A 17,229-nucleotide genomic window follows, 5' to 3' on the forward strand; every position below is an offset into this window, starting at 1 on the left:
CTGTCAGGGCGACGGTCCCTTGAGAAAGACCGTCGTCAGCGGCGGCACCGTCAGCGACAGGGAGAATGGTCGGCCATGGGCAGATATGGGTTCACTGGACAGCGCGCCATTGACCAGGCCGGAGCCGCCATATTCGCGTGCATCCGTCGTGATCCGCTCGATCCACACGCCATCATCAGGCACGCCGATCCTGTAGCCATAACGCGGCACCGGCGTGAAGTTCGATATGACGAGAACGGTTGAAGAGCGGTCCTTGGCATAACGGAGCATGCCGAGAACGGAATTGACGGCGTCATCGGCAGCCGCCCATTCGAAGCCTTCAGGATGAAAATCGCCAAACTGCAATGCCGGCTCGTCGCTGTAAAACGCGTTCAGATCCTTCACCAGGCGCTGAATGCCGACATGTTCTGGCCGGTCCAGCACATCCCAGCTCACCGAAGCGTCGTGGTTCCATTCGCCCGGCTGCGCCACTTCGCTTCCCATGAACAGCAGCTTCTTGCCGGGATGGCCCCACATGAAGGCGAGATAGCTGCGCAGATTGGCGAATTTCTGCCATTCGTCACCCGGCATTTTCGTCAGCAGCGAACCTTTGCCATAGACGACCTCGTCGTGGGAAATCGGCAGCATGAAACACTCGGAATAGGCGTAGATCATGCCGAAGGTCATCGTGCCGTGGTGATAGCTGCGGTAGACCGGATCCTTCTCGATGTAGCTCAGGCTGTCATGCATCCAGCCCATGTTCCATTTGATGTCGAAACCGAGGCCGCCCTGCTCGGGGGGCTTGGTAACGCCGGGCCAGGCCGTCGATTCCTCGGCGATCGTCATCGCGTGTGGGCAGCGCTCGTGGATGATGCTGTTCAGGTGCTTGAAGAATTCCACCGCTTCCAGATTTTCGCGGCCGCCATATTGGTTGGGAATCCACTCGCCTTCATTACGGCTATAGTCGCGGTAAAGCATCGAGGCCACGGCATCGACGCGCAAGCCGTCGACATGGTAGCGTTCGAGCCATTCGAGCGCGCTGGCGATCAGGAAGCCTTTGACCTCGTTGCGGCCGAGATTGTAGATCAGCGTGTTCCAGTCCCGGTGAAAGCCCTCGCGCGGGTCCTCGTGTTCGTAGAGCGCGCTACCATCAAAGCGGGCGAGACCCCAGACGTCAGTCGGAAAATGGGCCGGCACCCAGTCGAGGATGATGCCGAGTCCCGCGCCATGGCAACGGTCGACGAAATAGGCGAAATCCTCCGGCGTGCCGTAGCGGCCGGTCGGGGCAAACAAGCCGAGCGGCTGATAGCCCCAGGAGCCGCCGAACGGATGCTCCATGATCGGCAGCAGTTCGATATGGGTGAATCCCATGTCGCTGGCATAGGGAACGAGCCGCTGGCTGAGCTCGACCCAGTCGAGATATCTGTTGCCGTCCCGCCCCTCGCGCAGCCAGGAGCCGGCATGCACCTCATAGACTGACATCGCGCCTTCCAGCCTTTCCTGGCGGGAGCGGTCCTTCATCCAGCCGTCATCCGTCCATCGAAACGGCGTCGACGATGCGACGATCGAGGCGGTGGATGGGGCAGCTTCGCTTGCCCTTGCCACCGGATCGGCCTTTTGCGGCAGGCAGGTTCCCTCGGCATCGACGATTTCGAACTTGTATCTTTCGCCGGGGGCAAGCGTCGGAATGAACAGTTCCCAGACGCCCGCCGACTGCCTCAGCCTCATCGGATTTCGCCGCCCGTCCCAGGCATTGAAGTCGCCGACGACCGAGACGCGGCGTGCATTCGGCGCCCATACGGCGAAACGGACACCTGATATGCCGTCGATCGGCATCGCCACCGCGCCAAGCGTGCGGCTCAGACTGTAATGCGTGCCCTCCGATATCAAATGGAGGTCGAGTTCGCCGAGCAGCAGACCGAAACTATAGGGATCCTCGGTGATCTGCACCGCATCCGGCCATGTGATCCGCAACCGGTATCCGGTCCTCGAACCGGTTGCTGCCGCAAACAGGCCGGATGGATGCGCAATGCTAAAAGGCGCCACCACCCGACCGCTCGCCGCCTCGATCAAATCGACGGCTTCGGCGCCAGGCAGATAGACGCGCACGATCGTCATCCCACCGCTTTCGTGGGGACCGAGGATCGAGAAGGGATCGCCGTGGCGTCCCTCGATCAGAGCCCAGAGTGCATCCTGTCCGATGCCGGCGAGAAGTTCCGAGCGCTCAACATTCATGCCTTGACCCCCGCCAGGCGCGATACGATTTCGGTAAGGCCGGAGAGCGGAATCGGAAGCCATTTCGGCCTGTTGCGGGCTTCATAGGCGATTTCATAGGCGGCCTTCTCGAGAAGAAAGGCATTAAGGACCCTCCGTCGTTGATTGGCTGGCATGTCAAGCGCCGTCGATGCGGAAACCGCCTGCGAATAGGCGTCGAGGAACGCCTCTTCCGCCTGGCGCCCGAAGCGGGCGATGGCCTCGCGACGGACTTCGTTCTCGTGTTCGATGACGGCGTCGTTGTCGAGCTTGGCGGTGGCGACGAGATAACTCAATGATCTCAAAAGCCCGGCGACATCGCGCAGCGGATTGGTCTTGGCGCGGCGCTCGCCCAGGTTTTTTGCAGGCTCGCCCTCGAAGTCGATGATGACGGCATCGCCCTCGCTGACGAGGATCTGGCCAAGATGGAAATCGCCATGCGTGCGCGTCATCAGCGTATGGCGGGTGGCCTCGGCCAGCGTCGCGGCGAGCTCGACGAGTTCGGAGCGGCGCTTGAGCAGAGGGGCTGCGAGCAGGTCGATCGCCGGATCGGCATTCTCCTCACGTTCTGATAGTTTCGACATCGCGTAGTCGACCTCACCGGCAACCGCCTTCTTCATCGCCTCCACCTCGCGGTCGCCGGCGACCACCGGGCTGAAAGCTTCGTCCGCGGTCTCCGCGGCGAGCACGACATGCAGTTCTCCGAGCCGCAGGCCGACCATCGCGACGAAACTGATCAGCGGCTGGAAGACGTCGTCGCCCGGCTGGACGGCCGGGTCGTTCAGCACGAGTTCGTCTGCCCCGCGGCGCAAATTGTTCAGCATCCAGTTCCAGGCGTCGCCCTGGTTGCGGATGGCGCCTTGGACGATGATCAATGTCGAGCGGCGTCCACTGGAGTCCGTATGCGCGACCTCACCGAGCAAGGGCGCCGTGTGGTCGTAGCCGGCGCGGGTGAGATAGCGCGTCATCTCGACCTCCGGATGAATACCGGGAAAGATGTGCCTGATCAGCTTGATCATCGCGAGGTCGCCGACGATCAGCGAACTGTTGGATTGCTCGGCCGAGAGCCAATGGACCGGCAGGTCATCGGTGACCGCCAGACGATCGAGCCGTTCCGTGCCGAGAAATTCAAGCGTGCCGGTACGGCCGGTGATGCGCGAGCGATCGCCAAGTCCGCGCAGGATGCCGCGCGCCATCGCCTCCACGGCAAACCCGTCCGTCAGGAAGCCGACGCGCCGGCCCTGACGGACCCGCCCGAGCGCGAGCTGCTGGGTCAGCACCGATGGCTGCGCATCGTCCCAGGCGACCGCCAGCGGCAGCTGGTAGGATTCGCTATGGTTCGGCAGCACGGCCTCCAGTTCGCCGAGAACGATCCCGTCGGCAAACGGGATCGGCGTTGCGGAGATCAGACGCGCCGCCTGCAGCGGCTGGTCTTTCGCCCCGAACCACCGCCGCTTGCCGAGATAGGCAGGCAGAATTTCAGTGCTGAGGACGCGTGCAAGCTTGGGTTCTTCGACAAGATCGAGCAGGCCGCGGCGGACAACCATCGTCACCAGATCGGGAAGCTGTTCGGGCGGCGCGGTGCGCCATGCCGGCGGGTCGGCATCGGCCTCCAATTGGAACCAGAAGAAGCCGTAAGGCGGCAGCGTCAGCAGATAGGTCAGCTGCCCGATCGGCGGAAAGGGCGACATGCCGGTCAATTCGATCGGCACGCGGCCCTCGAAGGCTGAGAGGTCGAGTTCGACGGCCTGGGGCAGCCGCGAGAGATTTGCGACGCACATCAGGGTCTCGCCTTCATGCTCCCTGAGATAAGCGAGGATCTTACGGTTCTCCGGTGCGAGGAACCGCAACGAACCGCGGCCGAAGGCCGGATGCCGCCCACGCAGCGCTAGCATCTTGCGCGTCCAGTTGAGCAGCGAGTGCGCGTCCGTGCTCTGCGCCTCGACATTGACGGCCTCGAAACCGTAGAGCGGGTCGGCGACCGGCGGCAAGACGAGACGTGCGGGGTCTACTCTGGAGAAGCCGCCGTTACGGTCTGGAGACCATTGCATCGGCGTCCGCACCCCATCCCGGTCGCCGAGATAGATATTGTCGCCCATGCCGATCTCGTCGCCGTAATAGATGACCGGCGTTCCCGGCATCGACAGAAGCAGCGCATTCATCAGCTCGATGCGCCGGCGGTCGCGCTCCATCAGCGGCGCCAGCCGCCGCCGGATGCCGAGATTGATGCGGGCGCGCTTGTCGGATGCATAGGTTTCCCAGAGATAGTCCCGCTCGGCATCGGTCACCATTTCGAGCGTCAGCTCGTCGTGATTGCGCAGGAAGATCGCCCACTGGCAATTCTCGGGAATCTCCGGCGTCTGCCGGAGGATATCGGTGATCGGAAACCGGTCCTCCTTGGCGATCGCCATATACATGCGCGGCATCAGCGGGAAGTGGAAGGCCATGTGGCATTCGTCGCCCTCGCCGAAATATTCGCGTGTATCCTCTGGCCATTGATTGGCCTCGGCCAGCAGCATCACCCCGGGATGGGTGGCATCGAGAGCAGCGCGGATGCGTTTAAGGATCGCATGGGTTTCCGGCAGGTTTTCGTTGATCGTGCCCTCGCGCTCGACGAGGTAGGGGATTGCGTCGAGGCGGAAGCCGTCGATGCCGGTTTCCAGCCAGAAGCGCATCACCTTCAGCAGTTCCTCCATGACCAGCGGGCTGTCGAAATTCAGGTCGGGCTGATGGGAATAGAAGCGGTGCCAGTAGTAAGCGCCGGCGGCGGCGTCCCATGTCCAGTTGGATTTTTCCGTATCGAGGAAAATGATGCGCGTTTCCGGGAATTTCTGATCGGTATCCGACCAGACATAGAAATCGCGCTCCGGCGATCCCGCAGGCGCCTGACGGGCGCGCTGGAACCAGGGATGCTGATCGGAGGTGTGGTTGATGACGAGCTCGATGATGACGCGGATATTGCGCTGGTGGGCGGCGTCAACGAAGGCGCGGAAATCTTCCACCGTCCCGTAATCCGGGCTGACATTGCCATAGTCGGCGATGTCATAGCCGTCGTCGCGGCGCGGCGAGGGAAAGAAAGGCAGCAGCCAGATGGCATTGACGCCAAGCGCCGCGATATGATCGAGCTTGGCATGCAGACCCGCAAAGTCGCCGACGCCGTCGCCATTGGCGTCGTAGAACGACTTGATGTGCAACTGATAGATGATCGCATCCTTGTACCACAGCAGCGGCTGGTGCGAGCCATCGGCATTCATCGTGTCCATTCATGCCTCCCTTGAGCGAATACGCCAGATCGCATAGGGCAGGACGTGCGGATTGAGCCCGATGCTCTGCCATTTGCCGGTCCACTTGAAACGATGTCCGCCGATCAGATCTTCGGCATCCAGCGTGCCGCCATCCCCGAGCGACCACTGCCAGAGCGGCAGCTCGACATCGCTTTGCTGGAAGTTGTGGGGGTCGAGACTGATGGCGATCAGCAGGACGTTGTCACGCGCCTTGCTTGCCTTCTCGAAGAACAGGATATTGTCATTTCGTGCATTCAGCAGCGTCAGCCCGAGATGTGAATGCAGTGCGGTATTTTCGGTCCGGATGCGGTTGAGCATCCTGATTTCGGCAATGATGTTGCCCGGCCGATCGTAGTCCCAGGCACGGATCTCGTATTTCTCGCTGTCGGCATATTCCTTGCGCTTGGCATCGGGTCGCCCCTCGCAGAGTTCGAAACCATTATAGACGCCCCACAGGCCCGAGAGGGTGGCGGCAAGGGCTGCGCGGATCAGGAAGGCCGGACGCGGCGCGTTCTGCAGGAAATCCGGATTGATATCATGGGTGTTGACGAAGAAATGCGGGCGGAAGAACTCCTTCGCCTCCGTCTCCGTCAGCTCCCGCATATATTGCTCGAGCTCCCATTTGGCGTTGCGCCAGGTGAAATAGGTATAGGACTGGGAGAAGCCGATCTTCGCCAGCCGGTACATCACCTTCGGCCTGGTGAAGGCTTCCGACAGGAAGACCACATCGGGATGACGCGCCCTGATATCGCCGATCAGCCATTCCCAGAACGGAAAGGGCTTGGTGTGCGGATTGTCGACGCGAAACAGCTTGACGCCCTGGTCGACCCAAAGCTGAACGACATCCCTCAGTTCCACCCATAACGAGGGCAGCGCGTCCTTGGTGTAGAAATCGACATTGACGATGTCCTCGTATTTCTTCGGCGGGTTTTCCGCATATTTGATCGTGCCGTCGGGACGCCAGTCGAACCAGCCGGGATGCTCCGTCAACCAAGGGTGATCCGGCGACGCCTGGATGGCGAGATCGAGGGCGATCTCCAAGCCATGCCGGCCTGCCGCCTCGACCAGACGCCGGAAATCCTCGAATTCGCCGAGCTCGGGATGGATGGCATCGTGACCGCCCTCCTCGGAGCCGATCGCATAGGGGCTTCCCGGATCATCAGGCCCAGCTTTCAGGCTGTTGTTGCGGCCTTTCCGGTTGGTCGAACCGATCGGATGAATCGGCGGGAAATAGAGCACGTCGAAGCCCATGTCGCGGATGGCGGGCAATCTTGCGATCACGTCGTCGAACGTGCCGTGCCGGTCCGGATCGCCGCTCTGCGAGCGCGGGAAAATCTGGTACCAGCTGGCAAAGGCCGCGGCCTTGCGTTCGGCATCGACGGTGCTTGCCGTGGAGCGAAGCCGGAACGGCCGCCTGTCGGCCTTGTTCATCAGCTCCGATGTCCTGGGATCGAGCAGGATCGCCGTGCGCGCGGCATCCGACGCGTGTTCGAGGCGGTCGACCAGAGCTTGCAAGTCGGCGCCCAGCGCCGCAGGCGCGGCAGCCTTTGCCGCACGGGCGAGGTTCAGCCCTTCCTGCAGCTCGAGCTTCAGGTCCAGCCGGGCGTCGTTCTTCTTGGTCAGCTCGTAGCGGAAGATCGCAAACGGGTTTTTCCACGCCTCGACCGCGAACTCGTAACGTCCGGTGCGCTCCAGCAGGAACTCGGCACGCCAGCGGTCGTTTTCGATCAGATGCATCTCCGTCTCGTTCCAGTCCGCCATGGCATCGAGCGGACGCCAGAGCAGGACGGCTGCGATCGGGTCGTGGCCGTCGGCGAATATGTCGGCCTCGACGGTGACGATGTCACCGAGCACCCGCTTGACCGGGAAGCGCCCGTCATCAACGCGCGGCATGATGTTTTCGATGGCGAGCCGCGGCGATGCCGTCGCCTGCGCGATCTCCAGGGCGGGTCTGGAGGTGATCGGCGCCGGCGCCTTGCCTTCGATGACCAGCGCCTCGCCTGCCCGCAAACGCAGGGCCGCGCCATCGGCTGCGACTGGCAGAAAACCGGAGGCCGCTTCACGAAGTGCGGTCACCGGCGCCGGCGCGCTTTTCCGAAGGTCCCTGTTCAGCAGGATAAAGCGCACGTTGTCAGCGCTACGCAGATCCTGCACCTCGGATTGCAGAAGTGCCGAGACCGGTCCATTGGCATTGCGGATCAGGCGCAGCGAAGAGGCAGGCGCATGCTCGACCCTACCGATTTCGCTATTCGCAAGGCGGATTTCAGAGGAAAGATCGAAAGACAAGTCGTGGCGCAGTCCCCGAAGACCCGACCTGTTCCCATGCGTCGGATCGAGCGGCGTGGCCGCGCCATATTCGAACCCCATGGGAACCATCAGTCCCCCACCGAGCGAAGCGGCAAGGCGCAAGGCTCTCACGGCGCGCCGTTCGAGGATCTCGCGGCTCTCGGTTCCGTGCGCGATACGCCGGGCGAATGGCGGCTCCGGAAACGCGACCTGCCAGCCGAGCGGCTGCTGCACGCGATGCTCGTCGATGAACCATCTCTCGTCAAAATCCCACCAGGCCATCGACGAAAAGCAGCCGTCGAAACCTGACCCCTTGATGCCGCCCCTCACCGCAAAATCGGTGCCGGGCGTCCAGGCGAGGAATTGCGCCTCGGTCTTTTCGCGCACCGCCGCAATCAGCGATTTGAAAAGCGTCGGCGCGGCGCGATCGATCCCGAGCACCCGGTAGCCGGAGAGACCGAGACCGCTCAGCCGCTGCAGCCTTTCGGTCCATTCCGCCAACAGCTGCGATTGCCGTTCTGCCCCCATCGCCGTCATCGGCTCCGCCGGGTCCAATGGCGCGCGCCTTGGATCGACAGGACGAAAGCCTGCCTGGTGACCCGCCTTGCCGTCGAGCATCAGGTCCATCATCAAGGCGACGCCGCTCTTGCCGCCAGCCTCCGCCAGGCGCGCCATCCCATCCTCCATCCCGCTTCCGAGCGACAATTCAGGATCGAGACGATCGAAATCCCGGGAGGCAAACACGCTGCATTCACCGCCCCGGTCGAAGAGGGGCGCCGTCAGCACATGATCGAAACCGGTATCCGCCGCATGGTCGAAAACCTCGCGCCATGCATCGACGCCCCGGAGAAGGAGAGGATTGACATAATAGATCCGGGGTGGGGTGCTCAACACACCCCCGTTTGCAGAAAATGACATCGGCCGCCGCCTCGAGTTGCTTTTAAGGCAAACTACCTTTGGCGGTTGTTGTTCCACCGGCATGGCCAATTCGCGCGTGTATGAAATCATCGGCCGCGTCGGCGCCGGATCGACGGTGCGCGCTCCGTTCGAGCATCAAAGCCTTCTCGTGAGATGAAGAGACCTTGAGAATTTCAGCCACATCCGGGTAGTCTTCCATTGTCTACGGAGGGGGAGTCAGTTGGCTGTTGAGAGCGCATCCATGCTTCGATCGATACTCTTCGCCGCAACCCTTTCGGCCTGCGTCCTGTGCCTCACCTCCTGGAGCATCGAGACCGATCGTTCCACAGAGTACAAACACGGCCTGTTCGAAATCCGTGAGGAGGCCAGGCACTTCGTCGAGCGGGAGAACGCCAAAGGGCAACAGCAATGGGAGGTGCTGGAGCCGAACGCGAAGGTGCTGGTCCCCCGATGCGAAGTCCCGCTCCGGTCACAATGGACGCCGAAGAGCCTCGGCCGCTCGAAACCTAGCGTGATGGTGATATGCGCAACCGCCGTGCCGAATGATGTGATGAAAGGATGGGATGTGCATGTCCCTGTTGAGCGGAAGCCGCACCATCCTTAAAGAGCAGGCACCTGAGCATGATTTCATGTACTGAATGAAAGCACTCCGACTGCAATAGAGGCAACCAGACGTGAAGCCATCGGTGGAATTGTGCTCCTATCCCGAACTTGACGATCGAATCGTGATCGTTCGGGCGGGGGACGAAGTCGATGCCGTGTTTGTCCGGACAGAGAGATTCAACGTCCTGATCGATACGCTCGGCACGCCCGAGCTATGCCGGATGGCGCTGGATCTGCTTGAAGAAAAGGCTGCAGATCGCCCGCTGATCGTCATCAATTCCCACATGGATTGGGATCACTTCTGGGGAAATGCCGCCATTGCGGGGCGCGCTCCGATTATCGCGCATGCCGCAGCACTCGACCGCTTGCGTGATCCGTCTACGCTAAAGACCCTGAGAGACAAGGCGAGCGAGGAATCACGGTTTCGCAACGTCGATCTCGTGGCTCCCGATATCACCTTCTCCGGCTCGATGGTCCTCAACGGCGGCGATCTCACGCTCGAACTCATCCATACGCCCGGGCACACGCCCGACCATATCGCCATCTGGATTCCCGAACTGCGCATCTGCCTGGCCGTCGACGCGGTGGAATACCCTATCCCCGAAGTCTGGAGCAAAAGTGCCGAAGACCTTGGCCTGATCCGTTCTTCGCTGGAGCGGATTCGTGACCTCGATGCGAGGCTGGTCATCCCCGCGCATGGCCAGACATCTTCGCCTTCGACGGTGAAGGCGAACCTCGCCTATTTCGAAGCCCTGGCCGATCGTGTCGACGGGTTGAGCGAAAGCCAGCTGGCCGATGAGCAGCTTGGCCGTTCAAACGGTTTTCGGCTTGAAGACTTCATTGCCATTCCCGATGGGATGCCTGCAGATGCGGCAACGTTCTACCGAAACTGCCATGAGACCAACCTTGGCGCCACCGTTCAGGCTCATATCGAAAAACGGTAATCCGCATAAAGGGGCGGCAGGTGGGAGGCGATGACGTGAAACCTTTGGCAGGCGGGCGAACCGGGCAGATCTGGCGCGACGGCAATACCGTCATCAGACCATCCGGCGCATGGACACCGACGGTGCATCGGTTTTTGTGGCATCTCAGGAGCCGAGGCTTTCTGGCGGCGCCGGAGCCGATCGGCGTCACGGGAGAAAACCAGGAGATCGTCAGCTACGTCGCCGGGCGCGTCTGCGAAGACTTGGCGGATCCATTTGTCGGATCGGAGACGATGCTGCTGTCCGCGGCCAGGCTTCTGCGCGACTTTCATTCGGCATCTGAAGGGTTTCTGGCAACGGATCGCGAGGCCCAAACCTGGATGCTGCCGCCGCAGGAACCGCGCGAGATCATCTGCCACGGAGATTACGCGCCTTATAATGTCGCCACGGCAGAGCACGAAGCTGTCGGGATCATCGATTTCGACACAGCCCATCCCGCACCACGCCTCTGGGATCTGGCCTATGCGGTTTACCGCTGGGCACCCTTGTCCGATCCCTCCCATCCCGGCGTGACGTCAAGCCTCGACGAACAGCTGCGGCGAGCGGCAATCTTCTGCACGGCCTACGGCACGACGGCAGAAGAGCGGAGCCAGCTTCCAGAGATGATCCGCAGGCGGCTTCAGGCGCTCGTCAATTTCATGCTGGCAAGCGCCTCGGCTGGAGACCAGACCTTCGCGGAGGACGTGGCTGCAGGAGACGCCCGGCTGTATCGCGGCGATATCGACTATATCGATCAGCATCGAGACCGACTGCTGACAGCGCTGCGCTGCTAAAGCCACTTCCTACGACGGAAGAAGCCGAACAGGCCGAGGCACAAGACGGCGATAACGCCGAGCACGACAAAATAGCCATACTGGGTTTTCAGTTCCGGCATGTCGCTGAAATTCATCCCGTAAATGCCGGCGATCGCCGTTGGGACGGCGAGGATCGCCGCCCAGGCGGCGAGCTTGCGGGCAATCGCCGTCTGCTCGGTCTGGCCGATCATCACGCTGGCCTCGAAGGCGAAAGCCAGCACCTCGCGCAGCGCATCGATATCTTCCTGAACCCGGCGAACGTGATCGGTCACATCGCGAAACAGCGACTGCAGCGTCGGATCCATGCCGGGCAGATCGATGTGCTCATATCGCCGGCAGACGTCGACGAGCGGCACCACGGCGTTGCGCAGCCGCAGAAGCTTGCGGCGTAAGAGGTAAAGCCGCTCGATATCGGACTTCCCCAGCTGTTCGCGCAGCACCAGATCTTCGAGCTTCTCCACCTCCTCCTGCACGACCTCGATGACCGGCATGTAGTTGTCCACGATGAAATCGAGGATGGAATAGAGAATGTAATTCTCGCCGTGGGCCAACGCCGCCGGCGTTGCCTCGCATCGCTGCCGCACCGCCAGATAAGAAGACGAATCCCCGTGGCGAACCGAGACGACGTAACCGCGGCCGACGAACAAATGCGTTTCGCCGAAGATGATTTCGTCATCCTTCATATGGGCGGTCCGGGCGACGATGAACATTGCGTCCCCATAAATCTCCAGCTTCGGGCGCTGGTGGGGCTGCGCCGCGTCCTCGATCGCCAAGGCGTGGAGATTGAATTCGGCCTGGACCTGATGCAGCAGCACTTCATCCGGCTCGTGCAGACCGATCCAGACGATGGCATTCTCCCGACTGCGCCATTCGCCCGCCTCTTCTATCCTGATGTCGCGAATGCGCTGCCCATGCTGATACACGGCCGCAGCCACAACGCCGCGCCGCTCATACGGCGGCGAGGCAGAGCCACTGCCGGCCTGCGGGGAAACACTGTCCAGATCCTTCAGCCGTTCCAATCCTGCCCTCCTCCTGCTCCCGCGCAGATCACGCCTCCGCAAGCAACGCCGGCTAGGCGCCGCGTCAATCATAATGCTATTTTGTAAAACATGCATCCGCCTCTATGCGAGGCTGAGTGGGCCTGCTCCGCCCGGGGAGAGGCGTCAACCGACTTCATCATGTCTGGCTCCTCTCAACTCTCTGACGCATCGATAAATATTTCCGGCGCGATGGGGATATGTTCTGCGCAAAAGCGACGTCAGGCTGTTAAGCGGCATTTTACAAATTGAGCAAATCGTTAAATTTTTTTCTGTACAAAAGTCCCTAGCCAAGCGGCATGAAGCCGGACCGTTCGATCGAGGACTTTCAATGCGTCGTCCAAACATTAAATCGAGTTTGCTGTTGATTTTCAGCGGTATAGCTCTTCTCTTCGGTCTCGTCGCCTATCTTGCGGTCGACGGCCTTCGAAACACGAACGGCTCCACCGAAGAAATCGCGACCCATTGGCTGCCGAGCGTCCAGGCTTCGCAATCGATCAATCTGGCCATGACGAATTTGCGTCTCGCTTACCGCGATCACATCATCGCTCAGACCGAGGCGGAAAAGAAAACACGCGAAGAGGCCATCAAAATCGCCGAGGATACGGTCGGCAAATCAGTGGATACCTATCTTTCGCTGGCCTCGTCCGACCACGAGCGCGAACTGATCAAGACAATCAAGGAGAGCGTTGGAGGTTACATCGCCAGCAGCTCGCAGCTGCTCGCCCTTTCCCGCGCCAACAAGACCGAAGAGGCCGGGCAATATCTGGGCGGCGAGATGCGCACCTACTCAGATAAGCTCAAGGAAGCCACGACCACCCTGGTCGAATTGGACGTCAGCGGCAGCAACAAGGCTGCCGCCCTCAGCAAGGAAACCTTCGATTCCATAGAATTCTATCTGCTTGCCGCCATCATTGTTGCCGGTTTGCTCGTTGTCGGCGCCATCGCCTTCGTGCTAACGGGTATCGCCAATCCGATTACCGGCATCACCGCTTCGATGCGGCGGCTTGCCGACGGCGACACAGATGCGGAGATTCCGTTTGCCGACCGCGCAGACGAAGTCGGATCGATGGCGGGAGCCGTCGAGATCTTCCGCCAAGCCGCGATCACGAATAAGCGGATGGCACTGGACGCCGAAGAAAACCGCAACAGGGCGGAGGCCGATCGCGTCGCAGCCCAGAAGCAGGCGGAGGCAGACGCCTCGGAGCGGCTGCGCGTCGCCACCTCGGGCCTCGCCGCCGGCCTGAAGCGGCTGGCCGCAGGCGACCTCGCCTTTCAGATCAACGAGACCTTCGCACCCGATTTCGAGGCGCTGCGCCACGACTTCAACCAGTCCGTCACCCAGCTTGGCGCGACGCTCCGGGCGATTTCCGAAAGCATCGGCACGATCGATGAAGGCACGCGGGAGATCTCTTCCGGTGCGAGCGATCTGTCGAAGCGCACGGAGCAGCAGGCGGCCTCGCTCGAAGAGACGGCGGCAGCACTGGAAGAGATCACCGCAAACGTTTCTAACTCCAGCAAGCGGACAGAGGAAACTCGCACTGTGGCCACCGAGGCAAACCGCAGCGCCGGCATCTCCGCGGAAGTCGTCTCCCATGCCGAAGAGGCGATGGAGCGCATCGAAACTTCGTCGCAGCAGATCTCCAACATTATCAGCGTCATCGACGAAATCGCCTTCCAGACCAATCTTCTCGCTCTCAATGCCGGTGTGGAAGCGGCGCGCGCCGGCGAGGCCGGCAAGGGCTTCGCCGTCGTCGCCCAGGAAGTGCGCGAACTCGCCCAGCGCTCGGCAAGTGCAGCCAAGGAAATCAAGGGCCTGATCCAGAACTCTTCGAAGGAAGTTGAAAGCGGCGTCAAGCTGGTGCGCGATACCGGCCAGGCCCTGAAGACCATCGGCGGCTTCATCACCCAGATCAATCACCATATGGATTCGATCGCCACCTCTGCGAAAGAGCAGTCCATCGGCCTCAGCGAAGTCAATGTTGCGGTCAACCGGATGGACCAGACCACGCAGCAGAACGCGACCATGGTGCAACAGTCGACGGCGGCATCCGATTCACTCGCGCAGCAAGCCCAGACACTTCGCGAGCTTATCGCCCAGTTCAAGCTCGACGATACGGCGTTCAACCAGTCGTCGGCCCTTCGCTCGACGGTGAGAACGATGGCGCAGCCGACCCGCGCGCCCATCCATGCAGTGGCCGCAGGCCGTTAAGACGGATGCGAAGGGGCGGCCCCTGCCCTGACCGCTTGGACGGACGAGATATGAAGGCGCCCGGCATCGCCGGGCGCCTCTCATTTTGTCATGCCGCGTAGGCCGGATTGCGCCGCGCGCCCATTCTCAGCACGAAGTAGATCGCCCCGCCGATACCGACGCCGAAGAACCAGCCATAGGTGCCCCACCAATCCGGCAGGATCGAGGTGAAGGTCGGCAGGATCGAGGAGAACAGCGCACCGACCACGAATGCGATAAAGGCATTGCCGTGCCATCCGCTCTGGAAGCGGAACTCGCCATTCTCATGATAGAGCGCCTCGACGTTCAGCTGACTTTTCCGGATGAGATAGTAATCCACCATCATGATGCCGAAGATCGGCCCCATGGTCGAGCCGATGAAGTTGACGAAATGCGCCGCACCCGTCTCCCAGGGAGCAAACGGATAAAGCACCAGCGCGATCAATGCGGCGATGTATCCGCCGCGTTTGAAGTTGATCTGGCGCGGGAAGACATTGGCGAAATCGAAGGCCGGCGAGACGAAGTTCGCCACGACGTTGATGCCGAGCGTTGCGATCGCGAAGGTCAGTGCCGCAAGCAGCGCCAGGAACCAGCTGTCGAATTTCGCCGATATCATTTCCGGATGCAGCAGGACCTCGCCATATACGGTGAAGGCGGCGGTCGTCGTGACACCTGCGACAAGGCAGAACGCCAGAAGATTGATCGGCAGACCCCAGAGGTTCCCCTTGCGCAGCGCCTTTTCGCTCGTTGCGTAACGCGAGAAATCGCAGAAGTTCAGGTAAAGCGCTGCGAAATAGGTAATCCAGGTGGCGGCCACCGCGGCAAGCGCCGCGATCGAGCCGGGCTCGCCCGGCACGCCGGCATCCTTGGTCTTCTCGATCAGCACGTCGCGCGGGATTTCCGAACCGAAGGAGAAGGTCCCCGATTTGACGACCAGATAGACGGCCAGGATCAGCATCATGATCCAGACGGCGGGACCGGCCCAATCCTGGAACTTGCGAACCGTTTCCATTCCCCGCTGGATGATCAGCAGTTGCAGCGCCCAGACGATGACGTAGCAGATGAGTTCCAGGGTCGAGTGGCCGAGCATATGGCTGTTCTGGTGGAAGGCGAGCAGGCTCTCGTTCCTGATCAGAAGAGCGACGATCGCACCGGATGCGGCGGCAGTCTGCGCGCCGTACCAGAAGCAGGCGACCACCGCCCGGACCAGGGCCGGAACGTTGGCGCCGAATGTGCCGAAGGAGGCGCGCGCCAGAACCGGAAAGGGTACGCCGGTGCGCACACCCGCATTGCCGACCAGGCTCATCAGAAGAAAGATGACCAGCGAGCCGATGCCGATGGCGATGACGAAATTCACGAAGCTGCCGCACAGCAGGAACAGGCTCGCCGCCAGATAATAACCCCACAGGCTGTGAACGTCAGATGTCCAGACGTTAAAGATACTGAACGCACCCCATTTGCGCTCCTCGGCGGGTGCAAGATCCTCGTTGTATAACGAGGGAGACGGATTTCGTATGCTCATGAATGCCCTCCCATATCCCCTGAGGCCGACTCGACCACGGACGGAAGTCTGCTCCTCATTTGAGCATCTGACAATTTAATAGTCACATTGTACACAATGTCGGCGGCCGCGCTGTACAGATCCACCTGAGCGCGCCCGGCCTGTTCACTGCGCGCCGACGATACGTCCGGCCAGGCGAAACGGGCTTGCGACGGCGGCGCCGGCCGCGTCGAAGACATAGGCGCCGACGTCGCCGGCGGATGAACGCTTGCCGTTTTCGAAGGAGGCAAGCTGCGCACCGAACTTGGCGAGGGATGCGTAACGGTCATGCCCGAGCCCATCGGACGCCTGGATCGACGTGATATCGATGACCCGGAGCCTTTCTTTCACGGCGGCCTCCTCGATGACGGGATCGTTAATATCGAGACGCCCGACGCGCGGCCGCTCCCCGGCGATGAAGCTCGAGGCTACGAGCGCCCGATCGTCCTTCGAGACCAGAAGAGAAATGGGCATCGGCATTCGGCCGATATCCTTCAGCTGAGACCGGAAGACATCGACGTCGATATCGGGGGCGGCGAGCACCACCGCCAGTTTGCCGACGACATCGTCGCGGTGCTGCAGCCTGAGCTCCCGCACCGTTTCCATGACCAGGAACCCGCCCATGCTGTGCCCGAACAGGATGATGCGTTTCACCTTGCCGGAGGCAGAAAGCGATGTGACGAGGGAATCGAGTGCGCTGCGCGAGGCGAGCGCCGCATCGCGGTCGGCGACATATCCGGCAACAGCTGCAGCCGAAGGCCAGGAAAACAGGATCGGAGCACCCCGTATATTCGCATCCGCGGCGATCTGTGCCGTGCGATAGAGCGCCTCCTGATAACTGTAGTTATAGCCATGCACGAAGATGCCGACGGTGCCGTCCGGCTGAACCGACCGAAGCGCCTGCTCAACGAAGGCGTCCTTTGCAAACTGCTTGCGCCCGATGACGGCAAATTGCCGTTCGGGATCCGGCATCGAGGTGGGGTATGCGATCGTGATACCCTTCCTGTCCGAAGGCACCGAAAAAGCATATTGCTCATAGGTGAGGTTGTCGGCCCATGCGCTCCCGAAGCCGCCGCGCACGGTATCGGGGGCCCTGTTCGTCGCGGCCAGCACGCTCACCCGGTTCGAAACGGTCTCATCGGCACGAGCCTGCAGATGGACCGGCTTCAAGACATCGGGCGACGGTCTCGAGACGCAGCCCGTCAGTGTCGTCATACTGACCGCGATCAGCATGGCCGAAGCGATTTTCGCAAGCCCGTTCAAACGTCGTTGCTGCATCGAGCGATCCCCTCGCAAGTCAAGGTGTGCCGCGGCCACATCGG

Annotated in this window: 10 protein-coding genes; 4 read left to right on the plus strand and 6 right to left on the minus strand. The window is 61.5% G+C overall.

What is annotated here, in order from left to right:
- Window positions 1-3: 3 nt before the first annotated feature.
- Genes glgB through BBJ66_RS16530 form a run of 3 tightly spaced genes read right to left on the minus strand, consistent with a single transcriptional unit; the run spans window position 4 to window position 8,720 of the window.
- A complete protein-coding gene (gene glgB / locus BBJ66_RS16520) occupies window positions 4-2,214 on the minus strand; it encodes a 1,4-alpha-glucan branching protein GlgB (RefSeq protein WP_071088397.1) in 2,211 nt (736 codons plus the stop codon).
- Window positions 2,211-5,495: a maltose alpha-D-glucosyltransferase gene (gene treS / locus BBJ66_RS16525; protein WP_071088399.1), complete on the minus strand. Its 3,285-nt coding sequence runs from the start codon at window positions 5,493-5,495 to the stop codon at window positions 2,211-2,213. The genes glgB and treS overlap by 4 nt, the downstream gene beginning before the upstream one ends.
- Entirely contained in the window at window positions 5,496-8,720 is a 3,225-nt protein-coding gene (locus BBJ66_RS16530; protein WP_071088401.1) for an alpha-1,4-glucan--maltose-1-phosphate maltosyltransferase, read from the minus strand.
- A gap of 241 nt (window positions 8,721-8,961) precedes the next feature.
- Here BBJ66_RS16530 and BBJ66_RS16535 point away from each other — a divergent pair, with 241 nt between their 5' ends.
- The 3 genes from BBJ66_RS16535 to BBJ66_RS16545 all read left to right on the plus strand — a co-directional run bounded on the left by BBJ66_RS16535 (window position 8,962) and on the right by BBJ66_RS16545 (window position 11,079).
- Entirely contained in the window at window positions 8,962-9,324 is a 363-nt protein-coding gene (locus BBJ66_RS16535; protein ID WP_071088403.1) for a hypothetical protein, read from the plus strand.
- A gap of 70 nt (window positions 9,325-9,394) precedes the next feature.
- Window positions 9,395-10,267, plus strand: a complete 873-nt coding sequence (locus BBJ66_RS16540) for an MBL fold metallo-hydrolase (RefSeq protein ID WP_071088404.1) — start codon at window positions 9,395-9,397, stop codon at window positions 10,265-10,267.
- A gap of 35 nt (window positions 10,268-10,302) precedes the next feature.
- Window positions 10,303-11,079: a phosphotransferase enzyme family protein gene (locus BBJ66_RS16545; protein ID WP_071088406.1), complete on the plus strand. Its 777-nt coding sequence runs from the start codon at window positions 10,303-10,305 to the stop codon at window positions 11,077-11,079.
- On the opposite strand, the gene BBJ66_RS16550 is transcribed toward BBJ66_RS16545, so the two are convergent.
- The gene (locus BBJ66_RS16550) at window positions 11,076-12,119 is read right to left on the minus strand and encodes a magnesium and cobalt transport protein CorA (protein WP_071088408.1); all 1,044 of its coding nucleotides are present in this window, start codon (window positions 12,117-12,119) and stop codon (window positions 11,076-11,078) included. The two genes, BBJ66_RS16545 and BBJ66_RS16550, sit on opposite strands and share 4 nt — an antisense overlap.
- A 349-nt stretch (window positions 12,120-12,468) precedes the next feature.
- Between BBJ66_RS16550 and BBJ66_RS16555 the strand changes: the two genes are divergently transcribed.
- Window positions 12,469-14,349, plus strand: a complete 1,881-nt coding sequence (locus tag BBJ66_RS16555) for a HAMP domain-containing methyl-accepting chemotaxis protein (RefSeq protein WP_071088410.1) — start codon at window positions 12,469-12,471, stop codon at window positions 14,347-14,349.
- 88 nt (window positions 14,350-14,437) lie between these two features.
- Here BBJ66_RS16555 and BBJ66_RS16560 read toward each other — a convergent pair whose 3' ends face one another.
- Together BBJ66_RS16560 and BBJ66_RS16565 are read right to left on the minus strand one after the other, a co-directional pair.
- Window positions 14,438-15,889, minus strand: a complete 1,452-nt coding sequence (locus BBJ66_RS16560; protein ID WP_071088412.1) for an NCS1 family nucleobase:cation symporter-1 — start codon at window positions 15,887-15,889, stop codon at window positions 14,438-14,440.
- Window positions 15,890-16,033: 144 nt separating this feature from the next.
- On the minus strand, window positions 16,034-17,185 hold the full coding sequence (locus BBJ66_RS16565) for an alpha/beta hydrolase (RefSeq protein ID WP_071088414.1): 1,152 nt from the start codon (window positions 17,183-17,185) through the stop codon (window positions 16,034-16,036).
- Window positions 17,186-17,229: the final 44 nt, after the last annotated feature.

This window comes from Rhizobium sp. RSm-3 (assembly GCF_001854685.1).
Taxonomy (GTDB): domain Bacteria; phylum Pseudomonadota; class Alphaproteobacteria; order Rhizobiales; family Rhizobiaceae; genus Rhizobium; species Rhizobium ecuadorense.

Excerpts from the sequence above, each read along its gene's own strand:
- glgB (WP_071088397.1), bottom strand. The coding sequence starts at position 2,214 with ATGAATGTTGAGCGCTCGGAACTTCTCGCCGGCATCGGACAGGATGCA.
- treS (WP_071088399.1), bottom strand. The coding sequence starts at position 5,495 with ATGGACACGATGAATGCCGATGGCTCGCACCAGCCGCTGCTGTGGTAC.
- BBJ66_RS16530 (WP_071088401.1), bottom strand. The coding sequence starts at position 8,720 with ATGTCATTTTCTGCAAACGGGGGTGTGTTGAGCACCCCACCCCGGATC.
- BBJ66_RS16535 (WP_071088403.1), top strand. The coding sequence starts at position 8,962 with ATGCTTCGATCGATACTCTTCGCCGCAACCCTTTCGGCCTGCGTCCTG.
- BBJ66_RS16555 (WP_071088410.1), top strand. The coding sequence starts at position 12,469 with ATGCGTCGTCCAAACATTAAATCGAGTTTGCTGTTGATTTTCAGCGGT.
- BBJ66_RS16560 (WP_071088412.1), bottom strand. The coding sequence starts at position 15,889 with ATGAGCATACGAAATCCGTCTCCCTCGTTATACAACGAGGATCTTGCA.
- BBJ66_RS16565 (WP_071088414.1), bottom strand. The coding sequence starts at position 17,185 with ATGCAGCAACGACGTTTGAACGGGCTTGCGAAAATCGCTTCGGCCATG.